Annotated in this window: 21 protein-coding genes; 18 read left to right on the top strand and 3 right to left on the bottom strand. The window is 43.8% G+C overall.

Translation table 11 applies throughout. The features are described 5' to 3' along the window. Nucleotides 1–4 precede the first annotated feature (4 nt). Nucleotides 5–601, top strand: a complete 597-nt coding sequence (radC, locus tag M4D81_RS13575; protein ID WP_260066896.1) for a RadC family protein — start codon at nt 5–7, stop codon at nt 599–601. A gap of 34 nt (nt 602–635) precedes the next feature. Next, nucleotides 636–818: a hypothetical protein gene (locus tag M4D81_RS13570; protein ID WP_260066885.1), complete on the top strand. Its 183-nt coding sequence runs from the start codon at nt 636–638 to the stop codon at nt 816–818. 190 nt (nt 819–1,008) lie between these two features. Here the strand turns inward: M4D81_RS13570 and M4D81_RS13565 are convergent, their stop codons facing one another. After that, the gene (locus M4D81_RS13565) at nt 1,009–1,359 is read right to left on the bottom strand and encodes a helix-turn-helix domain-containing protein (protein ID WP_260066884.1); all 351 of its coding nucleotides are present in this window, start codon (nt 1,357–1,359) and stop codon (nt 1,009–1,011) included. A gap of 193 nt (nt 1,360–1,552) precedes the next feature. On the opposite strand from M4D81_RS13565, the gene M4D81_RS13560 reads away from it, so the two are divergent. The 7 genes from M4D81_RS13560 (at nt 1,553) to M4D81_RS13530 (ending at nt 8,521) form a co-directional block, all read left to right on the top strand. Continuing rightward, complete coding sequence (locus tag M4D81_RS13560) at nt 1,553–2,554, top strand: copper amine oxidase N-terminal domain-containing protein (RefSeq protein WP_260066883.1); 1,002 nt, start codon at nt 1,553–1,555, stop codon at nt 2,552–2,554. A gap of 23 nt (nt 2,555–2,577) precedes the next feature. Next, nucleotides 2,578–3,024, top strand: coding sequence for a hypothetical protein (locus tag M4D81_RS13555; protein WP_260066882.1), 447 nt, complete (start codon nt 2,578–2,580; stop codon nt 3,022–3,024). 229 nt (nt 3,025–3,253) lie between these two features. Next, the gene (locus tag M4D81_RS13550; protein ID WP_260066881.1) at nt 3,254–4,501 is read left to right on the top strand and encodes a hypothetical protein; all 1,248 of its coding nucleotides are present in this window, start codon (nt 3,254–3,256) and stop codon (nt 4,499–4,501) included. A 171-nt stretch (nt 4,502–4,672) separates the two neighbouring features. Continuing rightward, complete coding sequence (locus M4D81_RS13545) at nt 4,673–5,215, top strand: hypothetical protein (protein ID WP_260066880.1); 543 nt, start codon at nt 4,673–4,675, stop codon at nt 5,213–5,215. Then, nucleotides 5,212–6,975 carry a DNA primase family protein gene (locus M4D81_RS13540; protein WP_260066879.1) on the top strand — a complete coding sequence of 588 codons (1,764 nt, stop codon included), beginning with the start codon at nt 5,212–5,214 and terminating at the stop codon, nt 6,973–6,975. Before M4D81_RS13545 ends, M4D81_RS13540 begins: the two co-directional genes overlap by 4 nt. Nucleotides 6,976–7,139: 164 nt before the next feature. After that, nucleotides 7,140–7,343, top strand: coding sequence for a helix-turn-helix domain-containing protein (locus M4D81_RS13535; protein WP_260066878.1), 204 nt, complete (start codon nt 7,140–7,142; stop codon nt 7,341–7,343). A gap of 65 nt (nt 7,344–7,408) precedes the next feature. Next, the gene (locus tag M4D81_RS13530; protein ID WP_260066877.1) at nt 7,409–8,521 is read left to right on the top strand and encodes a site-specific integrase; all 1,113 of its coding nucleotides are present in this window, start codon (nt 7,409–7,411) and stop codon (nt 8,519–8,521) included. 247 nt (nt 8,522–8,768) lie between these two features. On the opposite strand, the gene M4D81_RS13525 is transcribed toward M4D81_RS13530, so the two are convergent. Further along, nucleotides 8,769–9,119, bottom strand: coding sequence for a hypothetical protein (locus tag M4D81_RS13525; RefSeq protein ID WP_260066876.1), 351 nt, complete (start codon nt 9,117–9,119; stop codon nt 8,769–8,771). 268 nt (nt 9,120–9,387) lie between these two features. Here M4D81_RS13525 and M4D81_RS13520 point away from each other — a divergent pair, with 268 nt between their 5' ends. Further along, a complete protein-coding gene (locus M4D81_RS13520; RefSeq protein WP_260066875.1) occupies nt 9,388–10,182 on the top strand; it encodes a sensor domain-containing protein in 795 nt (264 codons plus the stop codon). A 341-nt stretch (nt 10,183–10,523) separates the two neighbouring features. On the opposite strand, the gene M4D81_RS13515 is transcribed toward M4D81_RS13520, so the two are convergent. After that, nucleotides 10,524–10,625 (bottom strand): helix-turn-helix domain-containing protein, encoded by a 102-nt coding sequence (locus M4D81_RS13515; RefSeq protein ID WP_260066874.1) that lies wholly within the window; start codon nt 10,623–10,625, stop codon nt 10,524–10,526. An 828-nt stretch (nt 10,626–11,453) separates the two neighbouring features. Here M4D81_RS13515 and M4D81_RS13510 point away from each other — a divergent pair. The 8 genes from M4D81_RS13510 (at nt 11,454) to M4D81_RS13475 (ending at nt 21,729) form a co-directional block, all read left to right on the top strand. Continuing rightward, complete coding sequence (locus M4D81_RS13510; protein WP_260066873.1) at nt 11,454–13,517, top strand: pectate lyase family protein; 2,064 nt, start codon at nt 11,454–11,456, stop codon at nt 13,515–13,517. 210 nt (nt 13,518–13,727) lie between these two features. Next, a complete protein-coding gene (locus M4D81_RS13505) occupies nt 13,728–15,560 on the top strand; it encodes a cache domain-containing sensor histidine kinase (RefSeq protein ID WP_260066872.1) in 1,833 nt (610 codons plus the stop codon). A 10-nt stretch (nt 15,561–15,570) separates the two neighbouring features. Next, a complete protein-coding gene (locus M4D81_RS13500; protein ID WP_260066871.1) occupies nt 15,571–16,335 on the top strand; it encodes a response regulator transcription factor in 765 nt (254 codons plus the stop codon). Nucleotides 16,336–16,506: 171 nt separating this feature from the next. Beyond that, nucleotides 16,507–17,799 carry an ABC transporter substrate-binding protein gene (locus tag M4D81_RS13495; protein ID WP_071219266.1) on the top strand — a complete coding sequence of 431 codons (1,293 nt, stop codon included), beginning with the start codon at nt 16,507–16,509 and terminating at the stop codon, nt 17,797–17,799. 26 nt (nt 17,800–17,825) lie between these two features. Continuing rightward, nucleotides 17,826–18,518, top strand: coding sequence for a hypothetical protein (locus tag M4D81_RS13490; RefSeq protein WP_260066870.1), 693 nt, complete (start codon nt 17,826–17,828; stop codon nt 18,516–18,518). Nucleotides 18,519–18,544: 26 nt separating this feature from the next. Continuing rightward, nucleotides 18,545–19,492, top strand: coding sequence for a carbohydrate ABC transporter permease (locus M4D81_RS13485; RefSeq protein WP_071219264.1), 948 nt, complete (start codon nt 18,545–18,547; stop codon nt 19,490–19,492). After that, nucleotides 19,482–20,339, top strand: a complete 858-nt coding sequence (locus M4D81_RS13480; RefSeq protein WP_071219263.1) for a carbohydrate ABC transporter permease — start codon at nt 19,482–19,484, stop codon at nt 20,337–20,339. The genes M4D81_RS13485 and M4D81_RS13480 overlap by 11 nt, the downstream gene beginning before the upstream one ends. A 34-nt stretch (nt 20,340–20,373) precedes the next feature. Continuing rightward, nucleotides 20,374–21,729 (top strand): FAD-dependent oxidoreductase, encoded by a 1,356-nt coding sequence (locus M4D81_RS13475; protein WP_260066869.1) that lies wholly within the window; start codon nt 20,374–20,376, stop codon nt 21,727–21,729. The last annotated feature ends 216 nt before the right edge of the window (nt 21,730–21,945 follow it).

The raw sequence follows: 21,945 nt of genomic DNA, 5'->3' as shown, positions 1-21,945 counted from the left end.
TATTATGAATTCAGATCTAAAAGAGCTGATAAGTCAGACACTAAATGAAGATCAGGATAGTTATCTAATTCAAGAACTTTTTCGCCAATTTCCAACAAAAACTCAGTTAGTAAACGCTTCAGAGCAGCAGTTACAAAACATAAAAGGAATTGGTATTGGAAGAGCACGTCAAATTCTTGCGTTATTAAAGCTCTCAAAAGTAATGTTTGCGCCAGATAATCAGCAGGAATTAATTCAAAAACCGAAAGATGTATATGATTATTTACAACCTGAGCTTAGATATCATACGAAGGAACATTTTGTATGCCTTTTTCTGAATACTAAGAATCGGATCATCTCCAAGGAGACGATTTCTATTGGCTCGTTAAACGCTGCCATTGTACACCCCAGAGAAGTGTTTAAAGAGGCCATAAAGCATTGTAGTGCGTCCTTGATTTGCTCTCATAATCATCCAAGTGGTGATACAACACCATCAAGTGAGGACATAAATATCACTAAAAGGCTAGTTGCTGCTGGGGAGATTATAGGAATTGAGGTTCTAGATCACGTTATTATCGGTGATAACCAGTTTTACAGTTTAAAAGAACATGGATATATCTAAGGTTCCTGAAACTTGAGAAAGGAGGTGAAACAGAATGACTCAAGAGAGCAATAAAGTTACTAATGCAACTATTATTACTGCATGCGGAATGCTTGGAGGAGGTGGGCTAGGTGCAGGAATAGGAAGTTTGATCTTTCCTGGACCGGGTACGGCAATTGGATACTTAATGGGAGTTGGAATTGGGGTAATTGCTAGTCAAAAATTCAATGATAGGTAACGGTGACTCATGAATAGTAATAAAACTGAAATAGCGAAAAACGCGGCGAAAGATGCAATAATTAAAACAATTGAAAACAAATTTGATATCTATAAAACAGCGTGTGAACTATCTAAGAAATATGGTCATCCTAAGAAAAGTGAACAATAAAAATTATATTGTAGAGAAGTAAGGATGTTTAACAAGATCCTCACTTCTCTTTTTTGTCTTTAAAAACCAAAAGTTGAATGATGATCTTATAAATGTCTTCCTGTTCTTCATTAGTTCGTTCACTTAACTCAAAAATGATTTTATCTAAGAAAGTTGCATTGGTTTTTTGTATTTCATCTGTACTGGAATGAAATAACTCTTCTACCTTCACCCCAAGAGCAATAGCTAATTTTTCAAGACTTACAATAGTAGGACTTTTCTCAGCACGTTCGATTTGCCCTAAAAATGAGGGATTAATACCGGCCCGAAGAGCAAGCCTCTCCTGACTTAATCCTTTACTCTGTCTAATTCCACGAATGTTCTCTCCAACTATGATTGAAATGTGACTCATATACTCACCTATTTTCTTAGTTCACTGTAAGAAAAACATATTAGGTTATATAGCCACGCTCAACATACTATAGACACTAATAAAAATAATTACTATAGACATTGAAAATTTACTACTTATTACCTATAATTAGGGTGACATATAGGTTATGCTGCCTATAATGATTGATGATGATAATAGAAGAGGTGTATCTATGAGAGCAATCAAAAAATCTTTAGTGGCAATACTTCTAAGCGCTAACTTGCTTTCGTTAAGTGGGGAGACCGTATTAGCGGATGATGAGCTTTATACGCCCAGTGGTAAACAAATAATTTTACAGATAGGGAATCAATACATGCTTGTAAACGGTGAACGTAAAAAGGTCGATAGTGAAACGAATACTGCACCAGTTAGCAAGAATGGAATCACTTACTTACCGTTGAAATCACTGATAAAGGAGTTAGGTGGCACAATCGGATATGATTCCAAGACGAAGAAAACAATTATTAAACTGGATAATGAAATAATAGAGCTCACTGTTGGAAGTAGAAATGCCATAATTAATGGGGTATTAAATAAAATTAATGCCGCACCAATAAATGAAAAAGGAAGAACGCTAATCCCACTACGTGTTGTGTCCGAAAACTTGAAACTAAGACTAAATTGGGATCAAGTTAATAAAAGAATTACTTTGTATCATGGTGGTGAGGAAAGATGGTATGAAGGAAATCATGTTGAAAAAATATCGCCAAAATACGGTATATATACAGATCAAACCATTGGTTATACATTAAATTATCCTTTAGAGTGGGGTAGCCCCCTTGTCATTCAAAAGAAGAACACTATAGAAACTGTATTTTATGAATCAAAAAATGCTAAAGTATCATCTTATTTCGATTTTATGCAATCTATACATGATGATGAGTATGGGATGATACTAGAAGAGAGTTATGAAGGATTTATGGAAAGAAAGGATATCATTTATAGCGATTCCGTTATAGATGAACTTTTAATACCGTCTGCTGACAGAGCATATCTTATTACAAATGTAAGTGATGTTAAGGGCACAGTTTTTATAGTGATTTTCAAGGAAGATCAAGTAGGAATTTTTGAAATTACGATTGATCCGCAAATTACTCTTAAAGAGACCCAGGATATTGATATATTCATAGAGCTACTTTTATCTACATTCAACCTTGATTCTGCAGTAGGTTAGATGGAGGAAACGAGGTATGATAGATGATTAGAAAGAATTTATTTGTATTAATGCTTATCTTATTACTAAGTGGATGTAGCATTGAATCTGAGCAAGCAGTGAAAGATATAACGACCAGTGTGCAAGACCAGTTAAATAACAAAAGAGATCAAGATAATAAAAATGTGCTGGCTGTTAAAGGTGGGGAATTGCAAGATTACCCTGATTCTACTATTGGGGATGCTTTCACAGAATTTTTTAGAGATCCTACATGGAATAATTTCAAGGCTGATACAGGTGAGAATGTGGTGGAATTTACAGGGTATATGATGTATGAAAATACAACAGTTAAAGCCAGGTTACAGTTCGTTTTAAGTGACGAAGATTTTTTTGAAGTTGGTGCACTCTCTTTTAATGATGTCCCTCAAAATACTTTGATGACGAATTCATTGCTAGCCAAGATATTTGAAAATTACGAATCATCGGAGTAAGGCACTGGGGACCATAAAAAGAGTCGAATTTTAAATGGCTATTGAAGAAGCGTAATGGACCAAGAGGTCTGTTACGTTTTTTTATCGGCAAAATAGTATTTCATAAGGGTTACATTCATGTTTATTAATACTCAAAGACCTTCCGATATACTCTTTAAAGGGTAATGAAACTTAGCCGTTAGGCAAACTCATTATCGACTATACAATAATAATAGAAGTAGGTAATCAGATGCACATATCTCAACAACTTAAAGCCAAGTTAAATGATGTATTGGGCTTTGAACTAATCTGGAACACAAAGAACAGCCCGGATTTTGGATCTTTATTGAATGCTATTAATATTGATGAGGCGGTACAGCAGGAATTCGAAACTATACCAATAGACGATAAAAAAGTTAGCCAGGCACTAAAAGAACAAGCGCTTCACCAATGGAGACAAGAAATAATTAATGAAATTTTACAGTCAGATTATATTGATATTTTGCAAGAGTATCAGAATGAATACATAGATGCAGATGATGAACTTACTTTTGGAGATCTCCTTGACGATTTATTCATAACCAATGCAGAAGACTTTAGTCAGTTATATGGTGATAGAATTACTGATAGTTTCAAAAGAGATGTAAGTATACATAAAGATATTGTTCAACTATTTAATAAAGAATCAAAATCCGGGTATTTGAAAAAGGAAGGATCTATCTCACTATTATTTTTTATAATTACTCAAAGATACAAGATTCCTACCACTAAGATCTCATCAAGAAGGAATAATTCTGACTACTTCCCTCTATTAAATACCGCAGAGATTTTTTTTGATATATTAGGAAAAGTAAAAGATGAGATGAACATCGTACAAGACAGTATTCAATTTGAGAAAAAGACGAATTTGATTTACACCTTTCAGGCAGCGTCTTTTCTTGATAAAGCAAATCGCAAAAATGAAAAGAAGATTATTAAAGCAATCTCTACATTTTCGTTATTAGACGATTTAGGTTTAAAATTTTATCTTATCGAGAATTTTGATTGGTACTTCGATCATTCATTGTCTTCAACCAGCACTCTCTTTAAGTGGAAATACATTATCGTACCTTGTTTAGTTGAGTTTCTTAAAATGAATTTTGAACTCGATAACAAAAGATACTCTACTGAAGGCGAACTAGCTGCGGACAGTACTGATATTAAAATCCAAAGAATAAAGAAAATCGGGAGATTATATTTTGCGCTGGAGGATCGATCCACAAATGAGAAGATTTTATCGATAGCAGACAAAGTATTTTTAGAAGGAAGAAAGATAAAGAATAGTGATAATTTCCTAAAGGTGACACGTAGTTTGGAGAAGATAAAGAAATCGTTAAAAGCTTCAGAAACAGACTTTGAGTCTCCTTTCGAAAAGGTCACTTATGATGGTAAAGATATAGTTCAACTGCTAGTATTTGAGGGCGCAAGTAAATACTTGTCTTCGATCAATCTAGACTAAATAAAAAAAATATTCAAGGGGCGCTTTACTTTAACTAAGTAGTTAAGTAAAGCGCCCCTTTATTTATAAGGGATCTACTGTATTATTTGTCGACAATTGAGATCATACACTACAAAAACATGCATTACACTTCATTTTGTGAGCTAATAAATCTCAAAGGAGTGTATGAAAATGTTTAACAATAATATCCTGAGCGAAAAGGAATTTGAACTATTGAACAACAAAAAAGTCGATCTTAATGATCTGCAGTTCCACAAACTAGATAGTAGTAATTCAATTGCATTTGTTAATAGTAGATTTATTCAGAAAAAGAACCTTTTTATTGGAATATCAAATGAAGATGTACACGAGCTTAAAGTTGATCACTTGGATCATAACTTGTCATTCGGAAGTGAAGACTCTGTGCGAGTTACGTGTGATATGAGAAAGAAAAAAGATATAAAGTTACTTGTTACTGTAGGCGAAAGAGAATGTTTAGAACTGTCTAATAGTAGCGATGATGGGAGCCTCTTCATATTATTCTTGGAGACTCAGGGTTTCATTCAATTCTTACTTTACGATGGAAAGTTGGATCAAAAGATATGTCGTGCACTAGTCATTGATGAGAAGAGTAGAAATTTAATGAGATCAATAGCATTTAGCATCATAGAAAGAAATTTTAAGGGTTTCTATCAGAAGATTAATGAGCCTTGCGAAACGGAGGACTTCAGATGATCGAGGATGGGAATAATCATTCTTTTGACGATTATATGGAAGGTTTTAATGAACTTTATGGCTCTTCACATAAACAGTCAGCACAATTGGATGACTTTGAAAGCAAAGGCGTAACTAATGAAGTCGAAGAGACATATCTAAATAAAAATAGGATTGAGCTTGATCAGACTTCTAGCTTTGAGGAGCAAGAGTTTGCAAATGAACTTGATCAAAGTTATGTTGAGGAAAATTGTATCGGACTCGATCAGTCATACCAATTTGCCTCAGATCAAGCTGATAATACTTATCTTACTGAAAACAGCGTAGTAATTGATGAGACCGAATTTATCGAGAATGAGCAATTATCAGATCGTGTAGATAGTACAGCCAATATTTGTAGAAGCTTAAATGATTTTACGGACACAAATCAAGTTTCAACACAAGAAAGAGAATCAAGAAGAATGAATATTGAGTACGACGTTTCAAAATACATCTCAAATAGATACATCATCAGATGTGCTAACAAAAGGGTATTTCTCTATGATCATTATAATGGAACATACAATGAATTGTCGGAATCAGATATGAGCGTTTTTATTCGTAGCAATGTCTCAGATTCAATGGATAGAAAACTAAATAAGAATAAGATGCTCGAAATAGCGTACAGAATTGAAAGTGATCCGCATCTACAGATTAATTTTGAAGATTTTAACAGACACGATAGACTTATTAATTTTAGGAACTGTGTGTATGACACTGATTCTAGAGAAATACTGGAGCACAAAGCAGCGTACTTATTTACTCACTATGTCGATGCTGACTACAATCCAAATCACCAAGGACTAATGGTTATCCCTCCTAATGGGGGAGTGGGTCGAACAAGAGGAGTATTTAATCAATTTCTTCAAGACTCTACCCAAGGAGATTTGCAGAAAATAAAGTCTCTTCAAGAGCTAACAGGATATATTATCAGCAATTATTGCAATGCAAAAAAATTCTTCATTCTCATTGGTCAAGCTCACACAGGCAAATCCTTGTGGTTGGGTCTTTGGAGAGAATTAGTAGGGGCTAAACACACTACCGCTATAACGCTGAAACAATTAGGGACCAACAGATTTATGACCGCTGAATTATCAAATTCCAGACTGAATATTTCTCCTGAAATGAATGAGGAGGGCAGTTTAAAAGGGATCGATGTTATTAAAGCATTAACCGGCGGTGATCTGATATCAGCTGAAAAAAAGGGAAAAGACCCGTTCTTTTTCTACGGGAAGACTAAATTAGTATCAGCAGGTAATCACATGCCGCCATTGGATAAGCCTGATTCAATGTCTGCCTTAACAGATAGAATGATGTTCTTACTGTTTAATCAGTCGATTCCAGAAGAAAAAAGAGATAAGGATCTTATGAACAAGCTGCTATTAGAAACTGAATCAATAGTTACCTGGGCAATAGAAGGTCTTCATAGGCTAAAGGAGCAGAACTTTGTTTTTACAGAGAGTGATGATGCTTTAAGGTTTAAGGCCCAATATATTTCTGACATGAGCATAACTGACTTTATTAACGATGAGTGCCTACTTAATCCGAACAATCCAGAATACAAGGTTCATAGAAAAGATATTTATTCAGCTTACTTAAGACATACCAGGGATAACCAGAGTCGTGTCCTAAAAAGCAAAGACTTTTTTACTGAACTCACAAAGCTTGGTGTGGAATCAACGAAGTTAAGAATTAATGGTTCGACTCCCCTCCAAGGATTTAGAGGCATTAAACTCAAATAAAAAGCTTTATTCATGGCTACATTGGCTACGTTCGCTGAACATGTCGTCACCATGATGATTTGAGTGGTGTGGACGTAGATTATTAAATTCTACGTATAACTACGTCCATCTTCGTCAATCGACAATTTATAAATATATATTATCTAAATAATGGGGGAAAAGATATGAGCGCAACGTATGAGGGAAAGTCATTTTATACGGTATCTGATTTATGTGATATCTTACCTATCGGCAGGAACGGGGTATACAAACTAGTCAATAAAAACGACTTCCCGAAAATTGTTGTTGGTAGACGTATTATTGTTCCTGTTGCAAAGTTTTGGTCATTTATAGAAGAGAATTTAGAAAGCCCTATTATTCTCGAATAAATTTAGTAAACAAGAAGAGCGGATTCCAGTTCTCTGTTTTTCTTGTTAAAGGAGTTGGTATATCATTGGCTGGGAGCTTTCAGAAGATTGGAAAAAAGTATAGAGTGACTCTTGAGCTTGGATTTGATGCCACAGGGAAAAGAATGAGAAAGTATCAAACAGTAAACACAGAGAAGGAAGCTAAGAAAATACTCAACGATTTTAATTACAATCAGCAACGTAACCTGTTAGTTCATACACCGAAAATTTCTATGGAGCAGTTCCTTGTGCATTGGATGGATAACTATGTAAAATATAATTGTGAGGTTACTACCGAGTACGGATATCGTAATATTGTAAAGCACATAGTTCAATATATGGGAAAGGTTGAACTAGAAAAGCTTCGCCCAGATCACATTCAGCAATACTATAAGCATCTTATGGATGACAAAAGCCTTTCACCTAACACTGTACACAAGCATCATGCGATCATAAGGAAAGCACTCGATTATGGCTTGAAGCAGCAGTATGTGTACAGAAATATAGCGGATGCAGTTGTTTTACCTAGAAAATTAAAATTTGAAGGTCAGTCTTACACTAAGGAACAGTTGAAAGTACTTCTAGCGGCAGCTAAGGGCACTAAGTTGGAAGTTCCTATCTATTTGGCCGGATTGCTAGGGTTAAGAAGAGAAGAGATCGTTGGCTTGAAATGGAAATACGTCGATTTAGAGAACAGATGCCTTCATATTCATGAAGTTAGAACTAGTGCAGGGAAAGAAACAATAGTGAAGGCCCCTAAGACGGAAAAAAGTAGAAGAACACTATATATCGACGATGATCTATACGAGATACTGATTGCTCATCAATCTGTACAATCTGAATGGAGACAGAGATTGGGGAATGCTTATATTGATACCGATTATGTATATACCAAAGAAGATGGTAGACCTTATCGTGTGAATTCTGTGACAGAACAATTTAGCGCATTCTTAGCAAAGAAAAAACTGCCCAAAATCAGATTGCACGACCTACGTCATACATGGTGTAGTATACTGTATAATGAGGGAGTCTCATTGAAATCAATTTCCGAGGCAATGGGTCATTCCGAGATAGGGACAACAAGTAAGATATATGCACATTCATTTGATAAAATCCATAAGAACGCAGTAAGTGTCATTTCAAAAGTCATCAAAGAATGATAATAATTATTGGTCTACAAGTAGACATTATGTAGACAAACCAGCTAATATACTGTAATACTTAGAGGTAATTAACAGCGCTATAATAACCTAATTCCTTGGTTCTATAAGGATTAATAGACAGTTTAAAATCATATAAAACGGATTAAAAGATGGAGGACAGGGGTTCGACTCTCCTCGCCTCCATACATAAACCCCGCTCATTGAGCGGGGTTTTTACTTTTATATCTGAACAAAGCATTGAGTATTAGATCTCCGAATTAGATTGATGTATCAGCTCTCTGATTTCAAGAAATTGTGAATTCGTTATTTGTTGGGATTGATGGAGGGCGTTCAGCTTATCTTCAATTCTTTCCATTCGAAGTTGTGTTTCTTTTTGGAGTTTCTCGGTCTCCTTTTGTGTTTTAGAGTTATCCATGACGACTAAGATGGTCAGACCTGCACTAAAGATCGTTAACCCTCTAGCGATTTGATTTAAATCGATTGAATTCATGGCAATCAGGCAATCGGCAAATCCTGCTCCTATAAGTAGGCCGCCGATCGTGACAATCCCAGTTCTTTTCCATTGGTCTGGGATGATACTTAATGACTGTTTCATGTAGAGATCTCCTTCAGTTAGGTAGTAAACGTGAATAGGATAGCTTAATTCTATATTTAATAAAACACAGATTCTGGAATAATAAAAGGGAATACATGGGGCTTATTGCGCGAACTTTACTTCAAAAAGTTCATCAGAGCCAGGTCAGTCCCTAGTCTAAAGTCTAGGTTCAGATACCCCCTAAGACGGTTATGTCAGCCTAATAAGGCGGATATAATGGATTTATAACTCGGAGCGTGACGTATGAAGCTATAAGGGGTGTTTGAATATGAAGGCAACAGAAGCGACTGGAATGGCGCGGGCAGGCAAGGTGAATTGGGTGCTTTTTAATCCGAAAACCTATGCAACAATGCTCTATTTCTTGCTATCTCTCCCGTTAGGGATTATTTATTTTACAGTAGCGATAACGGGACTTGCACTATCCATCGGTTTGACTCCAATATTTATCGGAATACCGCTGTTTTTTGGAGTAGCCAAGCTGTTGAATGGGATTGTGAATTTTGAACAAAGCATGATTAGACAAATTTTAGGTTTACCTACTCCTTCTGTATCGTATCCCTACAATCAACAATCTGAAGCTGGGGAGAACTGGTTGAAGCGAATGGTGAGCGGTTTTGACGGAGCGCTATTTATTCGAAACCTGCTGCTCGTATTACTAAGATTTGTTACTGGCATCGTATTCTTTGTTATTATGGTAACGGTGATTTCACTGGGACTCGGGTTGATTGCTCTTCCGGTCGTGCATATCATTTTGATGAATGAACTGCAGCTTGATATTTTGGAGAATAGCTTGTTTAGTTATTTTCATATAGATTGGACCTATAATCAGCAATACCTGCTGTACGTAGGCGTTGGCCTTATCCTGTACTGGGTTGCGCTGCGCGTTGTGAATGGGCTTATGCAAATTCTGCGTAGAATCATGTATGTGGATGAGCCCTATCAGCAGCCGTCAGTGCCGCCGATGGAAGCACCAATACATGCATCCGTTCAGTCCCAATATTACGAGTACTCAGAGGATCACCCTAGTCAAGGGATGATGCAGCCAGCCCATAGAGAGCTTTAGAAACTCTTTTTTTTGAAAATCTACTACTTGGTCCGTATCGTCTACATTGCTTCAATAATCGAATTGGATAGACAAGTATGAAAGGTAACGAATGGAATACTCGGCGGTGTATAGTGGTTTTACACAGCCGTGGTTCGCCACCATACACAAAACCCGCTCACTACAGCGGGTTTTCTTCATTTTTGAAAAGCAAATGAACCCGTCGATTGAAGGTTCATTTGCCTATTTATACTGAATGGAATAACTGTTTCTTTACCCATCGTTTGTGCTCAGGTGATCACGGTGTTCGGTTTAAGCAAAAAGGGGTGCTCCATAGGTCCATAGATCGGAGTGGTACCTTTCTATATTTCGGACTTGACGCTTTGGCTTGGCGGCCTTCCCGTAATTTTCTTGAATACCTTGGAAAAATATTTGCTGTCCGAGAAGCCCAGTTGATAGGACAAACGCCCTGCTATATGCTAAAATTCGCCCATTAAGAAGATCATGAGGACAGAGGATACGTTATTTTACGGGAATCGGCCATTATGGAGTTTACGCGGACAGAGGATCCGCTATTGTATCATAATCACGGATTAATCCACGATAAATCCCGCAATAGCGGATCTCTTGTCCGCTTATTGCTGCGAAATCGGTGAAATAAGGAAATAGCGGAACCAGTGTCCTCAAATAACGCGAATCGATGGACTTCAACAATGCTGGATGGCGGTATCATAATGAGAGAATCTGTACGCTATTAATCGCTGCCGAACTGAATAACAGAGTAATACAAAAAGCTTACGCCGTTACATAACGGGTAAGCTTTAATGCGGCATGCCGTACATCCTGCCTACACGGTTCGCCTCCATAAAATCTATGCGATGCAGCCAGCCCATAGAGAGCTTTAGAAGCTCTCTCCAAAGCGACCTTAACCGGTCGCTTTTTTGTTTGCGTCCGGACGACAAGCCTGAAATATAGCCCAATCTACGTCTTGTATCTGCAGCTTTCAGCCGTTCAAGACCATCCCGGATGGATGTTGTCCAAGAGGAAGTGTCATTTCCCTGACTTATAATCATTAACTCAGAATATCGCGGAATGCGCAGGTTATAACAAAATGATTGTTTCGGAACTGCTTTCGCAGCTGATATGCTGTGGGTGAAATTCCAAAATTTGTAGATTTTAAATAAGGACATTGGTTCTGACAGACATGGTCCATAAGCGAGGGGGGTGATAAGAAAGTTCCAATTTATTGCAAGCGATTACAAAAGTGCAAGTAAAAAAAAGGAGGAGATGAAATGAAGAACAACGTTGCAAAGGTAACCGGCATGGTGTTGTTGTTTTCTCTGGCGCTAGCTCTCATAGCGGGAGGATGGGTGAATAAGACAATGGTCCATGCTGCCGGTCTTTCGATTATCGGCGGCGGGGGCTGGAATGAAACGGCGTATATAGAATGGTCACCCGTGAGTAATGCGGAGGGATACAATGTCTACGTGAAACACGCCAATGCGCCGGATTCCAGCTATCAACAAATGGATAATGAGCTGATCCGGCAATACCCTTCCTATTGGAGAGCAGATGCCGTTGGACTCGCAGCAGGAAATTATGTGATGAAGGTTGAAGCCAGGATGTCGGACGGTTCAACGGTAAGTGTCGTTTCGAATAACCTATCCGTAGCGCCGCATGATCGATCCGGATTTGCTTTTTCCTCAGACTCGCCATACGAGACAGGCTCGGGTGCCTACAATGATGACGGAACACTTAAGGATGGTGCACAAGTTATTTATGTGACCTCCGAAACGGCACGAACCGTCACCCTTGATGTGAAAATCAATAGCTCAGGCGGAATTCAAACGGGCGTGGGGATCGGCGAGATTTTGACGCTAAGACAAAAAGGATATGATACAACCCCTCTTGCGATTCGATTTATTGGAAAAGTTACAGATGACGACATGAGCGGACAACTGAATAGCAGCGGCTACCTTCAAGTAAAAGGCAAAAATGAATATTCGGAAATGAATATGACGATCGAAGGGATCGGAGACGACGCTTACGCTTATGGGTGGGGATTACTCCTTAGATATGTCGGGAATGTGGAAGTGAGAAACCTGGGGCTCATGTTGTTCCCTGATGACGGGATTTCCATGGATACAGGAAACGTCAACGTGTGGGTGCATAATAACGATCTGTTTTATGGAACTGCAGGAGGAGATGCCGACCAGGCCAAGGGCGATGGTTCAACGGACCTGAAAAAAGGATCGACCTATATTACCATCTCTTACAATCACTACTGGGATTCGGGAAAAGCGGCTTTGGTCGGTTTGAGTGAATCGGAGGAATTCTTTGTCACCTTCCACCATAACTGGTTTGATCACTCGGACTCCCGCCATCCACGAATCCGATTGGCATCGGTTCACATCTATAATAACTTCTATGACGGAGTCTCAAAATATGGGGTCGGTGTGACAACGGGAGCTTCGGCCTTTGTGGAATCCAATTACTTTAGACATGCCAAATACCCGATGTTGAGCTCCTTGCAAGGTACGGATGCTTTAGGGGAAGGGACCTTTTCGGGCGAAGACGGAGGCGTGATTAAGGCCTATAACAATAGGATCGTAGATGCGGACAGTCTGATTTATGCCAATTCCAATACCGGAACAGCTCCGGCAAATGCAACCTCATTCGATGCGTACTTGGCTTCGTCAAGAATTGAAACCGTACCAAGCTCATACAAAGCATTCGTGGGAGGAACGGCTTATAATAACTTCGACACAACCGTCGATACGGGAGTAAATAGCGCCGACATCGATAACGTGAGCGATGTAGAACAGATTGTTACCGCACAAGCCGGACGCCTGAATAACGGGGACTTCACCTGGGAATTCAATGATGCCGTTGACGACACATCCTATGCCCTCAATACAGCTCTTATGGCTAAAATAAGCAGCTACACCACTCAACTTGTATCCGTAGGCGGGAATTCAACCGGGGCGGAGCCGGAACCAGAACCAGAACCAGAACCGTCCACCGGAGAACAAGTTCACAACTTCACAACGTCCGGAGTGGAAAGCGATTTCTTTAATATTGTAGGGAATCTCTCCACAACCAAGGGAACTGTGGTGTATAACGGCTTAACGCTAACCCAATGTTTGAAAATCGAGAGTTCAACCCGTATTACCTTTACCTCTACGGAAACCGCTACATTAACATTAGTGTTTAATTCGGCAGACGGAACCAAGATCAAGATTGATGGAACGAGTTATCCCATGACGAATGGTATTGTTAGTGTGTCACTTGCTCCAGGAGCGCATACGATTACAAAAGATCATACGACGAATCTCTTTTATATGGAGTTGGACTAGAGAGACTTCGGTTAAAAAGTGGAGCGACCGTGATTCGGTCGCTTTTATATTTGGCCACTTTTCTTTCCATTACAACCATCCTCTTTCATATTTAGTAACTTATCGTTCCATTAACTGCGGGATTCGATATAGTATCCCATAGTCACCCCCACCATGTTCCTGTACAATAAAGTGAAAATAAACGGGACTGGCGGAAGGGGTGTGGCCAGCATGTCTTTCAGGTTCAAACCACTTAAATCCTGGAGTCTTCGTGCTAAAATTTTGCTGATCTTCCTGCTGCTCATTTCGATTCCGCTCAGCATGCAGGGCGTGGCTACCTACGTGGATTTTTCCAACTCCGTTGAACGAAGAACCTCCGATTATACCGCTCAATTGGTGGACCAGATCAACCGGAATTTGGACAGGACCCTGATGGAGATGCAGAGATTGACGTTGATGCCTTTATACGATTCGGGGGTATTGTCCATCTTGCGCAAGTACAGGGAGGAGGATAGTCTGCATCAGCAGCCTACGGTGGAAGAACGCTCCAAAATGCAGCTTTATATCGCCAGCATGACTTTCGACAGGCCAGAGATTGACAGTATCCAGATTTTCGCCGGAAGCGGTTACACCTTCTCGAGCCTGGCTCCTAGCGCGATCGCTGCATATACGGACGTGGAGCGGCAGCCTTGGTACCCTGGCGTGGTAGAAGCGAGAGGGGCTTGGGTGCTGCTTCCGCCGCATCGGCCTTCTTACTATCTGGACGGCAATCAAAGTTATTTTTCCGTAGCCAGGCTGATCCGTGAGCCCAATACCAACCGGACGCTCGGGTTAGTCAAAATCGATTTGAAGCAGACCTTGTTCAAACAGCTTGTCGAAAATGTCAGGCTGGAAGAGAACGGCGGCATCGTCGTGCAAAATAGCCGGGAGGAACTTTTCTACATGGCGACCGCAGATGGGGATACGGAGGCGTCCAAGCTGCTTCCGGACCGGATCCTCGAGCTTTCAGGGCGTTCGGAAACGGCAAGCCAGATTCTGCATATGGAGGGCAGCAAGTATTTGGTTGTCTCCAACTATTCCCGATATTCCGATATCCATATCGTCAGCTATATTCCGGTGGCGTCCCTGCTTGTGGAGACCAAGGAACTTCGCAATTTTACGCTGCTAGCTGGCCTGGTATGTCTCGTTATGGCAGGGGCTTTAGCCATCTACTTCTCTTATCGGCTGACCCAACCCCTCGGGACGCTGGTACGAAAAATGCGACTTGTGGAGCTCGGCGATTTCAAGCAGAGCGTGCCGGTAACTGAGGATGAAATCGGCCGGCTCGGTTCCGGCTTCAACCGGATGGTAGAGGAAATCGACCGGCTCGTCCATGAAGTATACGTGCTTGGCATGAGGGAAAGAGAGGCGGAGCTAGCCGCACTGCAAAGCCAGATCCAACCCCATTTTATATATAATACACTGGAGTCGATCAGCATGCTTGCCCGGCAGCGCAATAATGAGGACGTCTCGGAAATGGCCACAGCTTTGGGACGATTGATACGCAGTGCAGTGGAGCAGGACCGAAGCCTCATCCGGCTTGGCGAGGAGCTTGAGACGGCGGAGTCCTATATTCGTATCCAAAAAATGCGCCATGGTTCCAGGCTGCAGGCTATGTTCGATATCGAAGAAGGGTTGGAAGATTGCCTGGTCCCGAAGCTGCTGCTTCAGCCGCTCATTGAGAATGCGATTATGCACGGGATTGGAGACCGCGAGCAAGGGGGAACGGTATACGTTACGGTGGCGCGATTTGAGGAAGAAGTGCTGTTGACCATTCGGGATGACGGGCGGGGTTTGTCGGAGGATGAATTGGCGGCTTTGCAAGCTTCTTTGGAAGAGGCCGGGGATGATGTGGCAGCAAAAACTCCGGCGATGCCATTACGCGGTCATGGCGTGGCGCTAAAAAATATTAAACAGCGTTTGCGGTTGATTTACGGCGGGGACTGTGACTTCGAAATCGATGGAAGCTTGGGACAAGGTGCGGCTTTTACCGTGACGCTGCCGTTCGCGAAACAAGAAAAGTAGGAGGTCATCAATGATCAAGCTCATGTTGGTGGAGGATGAGGATATTATCCGTAAAGGCATCCGCGATCTGATCGGCCGTGTGGCTCCTGATTTTGAGGTCGTATACGAAGCCGCTCACGGTAAGGAAGCGCTGACTTATCTGGAACGCAATGTGGTGGATGTGCTCATTACGGATATTCGTATGCGGGAGATGGACGGGCTTCAGATGGTCGAAAAGCTGCGGACCGCGGGCCATGGGATGCCGATTGTCATTATCAGCGGCTATGGAGATTTTGTATATGCTAAAAAAGCGCTGCAATTCGGGATCGCCGATTACCTGCTGAAGCCCATAGATCGTAAGGATTTTACGGTTGCTTTGGACAAGATTCGGCTGACCTTGAATTCTTCAAATCGATATGCGGGTGGGGCTGAGCCGCAAAGCGAGGCGGACGGGGGGCCGCCATCCAGCGAGGGGCACAGGATAATCCGGAAGCTGAAGGCGTATATCGCTGAAAACCCCGACGGTGATTTGCGTCTGCAGACGTTAGCGGAGATGGTGCATTTAAATCCTTCCTATCTAAGCCAGCTTTTTAAGCAGGAAGGGGGCGGCAATTTGTCCGATTATATCGCCGAAACGCGCATCCGTCGAGCCTGCAAGCTGCTGGAGACGACGAACCTGAAGGTTTACGATATCGCCCGTCTATCAGGGTATCAAAGTCCGAAGCATTTTATGCTGGTATTTAAACAGCATACCGGAATGACGCCGGGAACCTATCGGGAGCAATACGGTGTGTAACACTACATAACAAATTATGTTATGTAGTTCTTTTTTTATGGGCGAAAACGGAAATGTTCTAAAAAAATCGTACCTTTTCTGAACGTTTAGTGATTTTTTATATGACCATATGTAAATATAATTAACCTCATCACAACCTTAACTTGAACAATATAGAGGGGGAAGCGGTATATGAAAAAATGGTTGACCGGGTTGTTGGCATTAACACTTGGTGTGGGGCTCATTGGCTGCGCCGGAAAAGAACAGCCGAAGAATACGCCAGGCGAAGCCAGTGGCGAGAAGGTACTGCTCAAATTTGCGACCTGGGGAAATCCGGCGCAGCTTGAGCTGTACAAAGGGCTGACCGACGCTTTCACGCAGGAGCATCCGAATATTGAGGTGCAAATTGACACGATCCCGTTTGCGGACTATCAGCAAAAAATGTCCGTACTGGCGGCAGGCCAGGAGCTGCCCGACATTGCCTGGGTATCAGAGCGGATGGTACCGCAATTTATGGCCAACGACATTCTGGCCGATGTCACGGATATTGTTCAGGATGAAGCTTTTGACATCGATGACATTATACCTTCGACGCTTGAACTGTTTCGCCAGGACGACAAGCTATACGGACTGCCGTTTTCCACTCCGCCCAGCGTGGTGTTCTACAACGAAGATTTGTTCAAGCAAGCGGGCTTAAGTACGCCAAATGAGCTTGCGGAAAAAGGAGAATGGACGTGGGAAAAGTTCGAAGAAGCCGCAAAAACGATCAAGACGAGCGCTGCTTCACCGAACGTTTACGGGGCTAACTTTTTCCGTGACTGGAAGACATGGATTATTCTCGCTTCGTATTCTTGGTCAAACGGGAGCGGACCCTTTAATCCGGAGATGACGGAATACACTTGGAATGATCAATACGGGGTTGAAACTTTGGACATGCTGAAGCGCATGATGTTTACAGAAGGCTCACACCCGAAGGCGGGAGAGCAGGTTAATTTTGAATCCGGGCAAATCGGCATGATTTTCGACAACTATAGCTTTGTATCCAAAGCCAGGGAAATCCAAAATTTCAAATGGAGCATTGCGCCAATGCCATCAGGCTCGAAAGGCAGCGTTCCAATGATGGGTCAGGCGGGTTACGTGCTATTTAAAGAGGGAAAACATCCGGAGGAAGCCAAGGAACTGTTGAAATTCCTTGCCGGCAAAGAGGGTGTCCAAAAAACTTCGGCCTTCTTTGTGCCGCCGCGCCAATCGGTGTTGAACTCGGATGAGTTCCTGAGCGTGGAGGGCAATCCGGATGCCGGGCACATCAAACAGGCGGTCATCGATGAAATGCCTAAAGCAGTTGTGCAGCCGGGACATATCCGCTGGCAAAACATTGACACGGAGATTTTGACAGGCTTTGACGAGTTATTTGCCGGGCGGGGTGAACCGCAGCAAATTCAGGACGAGGTAAAAAGCAAGGTGGATGCTCTGCTGAGCAAATAGTGGAAGCTACATTAGGAGGAACGGGCATGAATCGTTTGGATAAAGCATTAAACGAAGCGCCGGGGCTGCAGCTGTTCGTCAGCCTCCCGGCCAATGACATCAAGCTTGCAGAGGCAGCCTTGGCTTCGGGCGCCGACGGTTTGAAAGTTCATATCAATGTAGGGCACCGGGCCAGCGGCAATCGCTTCGGCACGCTGGGCAGCTATGCCGACATTTTCAAAGACATTCGCTCCCGCTTTAGCGGCCCCCTTGGAATTGTGCCTGGAGGCTCGGTGGAAGAGGTAAACGCGGAGGAAATTACCCGGCTCCCTGAACTTGGCGTCGATTTCTACTCGATTTATGCCTTTCATCATCCTGCTTTTCTGCTGCAGGCCCCGGGATTGGCAAGAACGTTTGCGATCGATAGCGAGTTCGACCGGGACATCGTGGAAGGAGGCCGGACCTTCGGCATCAGCGCGCTTGAGGCTTCCTTCGTTCCCGGCCATGAATATGGTACCAGGCTTACCCTTGCCGATCTGCTTCATTACCGCTGGCTTGCGGCACACGGCGGTTTGCCGGTCATTGTGCCAACCCAGCGTAAAATCGGGCCGGAGGATATCCCGGCCTTGGCCGATAGTGGCGTCAAGGTTCTGTTGGTCGGAGCGGTGGTCACGGGCAATGAAGCGGAAGGCATCCGCAAGGAGGTTGCCGCTTTACGGAATGCGATCGATCGTCTGTAGAGGTGCCCCACAAGGAGGAAAGCGACATGACCACACTTGAAACGATAAAATCTGAAGGGCCCGGTCGTCCATTTCGAAGGAAGGCAAGGAAGAACAGGCCTTTAAACCGCGGAGACCATTTGGCGGGCTGGCTGTTTGTGCTGCCGATGGTGCTGGGGTTCGTTCTGCTGCTGCTTGTCCCGCTCATTATGGCGCTTTATATGAGTTTTACTGATTGGCCGCTGCTGGGTGAGGCCAAGCTCATCGGATTTGAGAATTACCGCACGATTGCGGGGGACGCGGAATTTTGGCGCGTGCTGGGCAATACGCTTTATTTTGCTGTCGGACTTGTTCCGCTGAACATTATTTTGGCATTGCTGCTTGCAATCCCGTTATCAAAAAATATCCGCGGAGCCGGCTTTTTCCGGACATTGATCTTTATTCCGGTCATGACCTCGCTGGTGGTCTGGTCGATTGTCTGGAAGTATATGTTTGCCACGGACTCCGGGTTCATTAACCAACTGCTGCGCATGATCGGCATTACCGGACCGGCCTGGCTGTACGATACCCGGCTTGCCATGCCCGTTGTTATCGTGACCAGTCTTCTGAAAAATGTCGGTTTGAATATGGTTTTGTTCATTGCGGCGCTGCAGCAGGTTCCGGCGCAGCTCTACGAGGCGGCCAGAATCGATGGCGCGGGGAGAATGCGGATTTTTTTCCGAATTACCGTACCCATGATCACGCCGACGATTTTTTTGACCCTGATGATGACCATTATCGGTTCGTTGAAGGTGTTCGGACAAATTTACGTGATGACACAAGGGGGGCCTTCTGGAAGCACGAAGGTGCTCGTCTACAACATTTGGGAACGAGCCTTTAAGCTGTTCGAGTTCGGATATGCTTCTGCGCTGGCTTATGTGCTGTTTGTCATCACCCTGCTGCTTACGCTGGCACAATGGCAGATGAGAAAAAGGTGGGTTCTGAATGAAAGCTAGTCTATTTGCTAAAAGGGGCAACCCGGCAGGCGGGAACCTGTTCCATTATCTGCTGCTGCTTGCCGTTTCGGTGGTCATGATGACCCCGTTCGTGTGGATGGTCTCGACTTCGCTCAAACAGCCGGCTGATGTGTTTGTTTTTCCGCCGCAGCTGATTCCGTCGCCGATACGATGGGCGAATTATGCGGAAGTGCTGGAGACGATCCCGTTCCATCTATTTTATGGCAACAGCGTCTATATCGCCCTTCTGGTTACCGTGGGCACTGTGCTTTTCTCTTCCATGGCGGGGTATTCCTTCGCACGAATTCCTTTTTGGGGGAGAAGCCTGGTGTTTCTGCTGCTGCTGAGCACGATGATGATTCCGAATGAGGTCATTGCCATTCCGATGTTTCTGTTTATGCGTGAGCTGGGTTGGATCAATACGCATTTACCGCTGATTATTTTGCCTATATTCGGCGCAGGCGGTGTGTTCGGGGTGTTTGTGATGCGGCAATTTTTTCTGGGGATTCCGAAGGAGCTGGAGGAGGCGGCGATGATCGACGGCTGCTCGAGGCTGCGGATTTATTCCACAATCATGATGCCGTTAGCAAAACCTGCAATCGCCACGCTGATCATTTTCACGTTTTTGACGAGCTGGAACGATTTTTTTGATCCGCTGATCTTTATTAATGACCGTAAGCTGATGACTTTGCCGCTGGGATTATCGCTGTTTACCGACGAGTCGGGGACATCGTGGCATCTGCTGATGAGCGCTTCGGTTATGGCGACATTACCACTGCTCATTGTGTTTTTCTTTGCGCAGAAGCAGTTTGTCGAAGGGGTATCCATGACGGGTCTCAAGGAATAGCGTAAATAACGCTTAAAAGGAGGAGTAAAAAGAGATGGACAGCAGGACACGGATCATGGAGGCGGACGTGGTAGTTATAGGTGCGGGGCCGGCGGGCATTGCCGCCGCCATTGCCGCCGGCAGGCAGGGGGCAAGCGTCATCTTGATTGAACGGTACGGGTTTGTCGGCGGGATGTCTACGGCTGCCGGAGTTTATCCTTGGATGACGTTTCATACACAGCAAGGGGAACGGGTCATCGGCGGTATTGCACAGGAAATTGTGGAGCGCCTGATGGAGCGAGGGGGCTCGCCCGGCCATCTTCGCGATACCGTCGGTTTCGTGAATACGCTGACGCCGTACCATCCAGAGATATATAAGGTGCTTGCCGTCGATATGCTGCGCGAAGCGGGGGTGAAGCTCGTCTCGCACAGCTTCGTTGACGAAGTCGGACGTGAAGGCGAATACATCCAGTCCGTGACCCTTACTGGAAAATCGGGGCGAATCAAGGTTGACGGGAAGATGTTCGTCGATGCGTCCGGGGATGCGGACGTCGCTTATCTGGCGGGAGCACCGACGCTTCAGGGGCGCGAAAGCGACGGGCTGTCGCAGCCGATGACGATGAAATTCCGGATGCGGGGTGTTGACGTGGAGGCGATTCGGAAGGCGATGCTTGCTGATCCCGACAATTTTTATCACAAGACGCCGTTTGCCGAACTAGAGAATGAGCGTATTCCGCTCACGGGGGTTTCCGGCTTTTATAAGGAGTGGAAGGCTGCCGAGGTCCCGATCAACCGCGACCAGGTTCTGTTGTTTATCGGACCGGAGAAGGATGAGGTGCTGATTAACTGTACGCGGGTACAAGGCTTAAGCGCGACCGATGTCGAGGAACTGACTTTGGCGGAGGAGGAAGGGCGCAAGCAGGTGCTGATGATGGCGGGATTTTTGAAATCGCGGGTGCCCGGATTTGCCGAGGCCTCCATTTCCTCGGTTGCCCCCCAGATCGGAATTAGGGAGTCGCGCCGAATCGACGGTCTGTATCGGTTAACGATGGAGGACGTGGTGACGGGACGACATTTTGAAGACGGCATTGCGAGGAGCGGTTATCCGGTTGACTTGCATGATCCGTCAGGCAAAGGGATCATGGAGGCTACCATCGAGAATGACGGTTCCTACAGCATTCCTTACCGCTGCCTGGTGGCCCGAGGGCCAGTAAATCTGCTCGCGGCGGGGCGTTGCATTTCCACCACGCATGAAGCACTGGCGACCACGCGCTTGACGCCAAGCTGCATGGCTACGGGAGAAGCGGCGGGCACGGCGGCGGCCCTGGCCTGCAAGGCGGGAATCACTGCGGCGGAAGTCAATGCATCGCAGCTCAGGGAGATGCTGTACGCCCAAGGGGCGATTGTGTAAAGAGACGCGGGCTAGCCCCGCTCCGGTATAAACCTGGGGCGGCTCCGTATTTTTGTAGTGTGTTTGAGGGGGACTGCTTTTTTGCATTTCCTTAAAGCTCGTTTGTAGGTTTCCTTGTTGATTCAGACGAAGAAATTCAAAAGAGCATTGCTGATTCAGAAGTACGAATTGTCTAAAAATCTATGTAATCGTCATCAGCCTGTGTTCGGGTTGGTG

Source organism: Paenibacillus sp. p3-SID867 (assembly GCF_025142895.1).
Classification (GTDB): Bacteria; Bacillota; Bacilli; order Paenibacillales; family Paenibacillaceae; genus Paenibacillus_AQ.
Note: the sequence above shows the minus strand (reverse complement) of the source record. Positions and strands in the feature narration are given on the sequence as shown.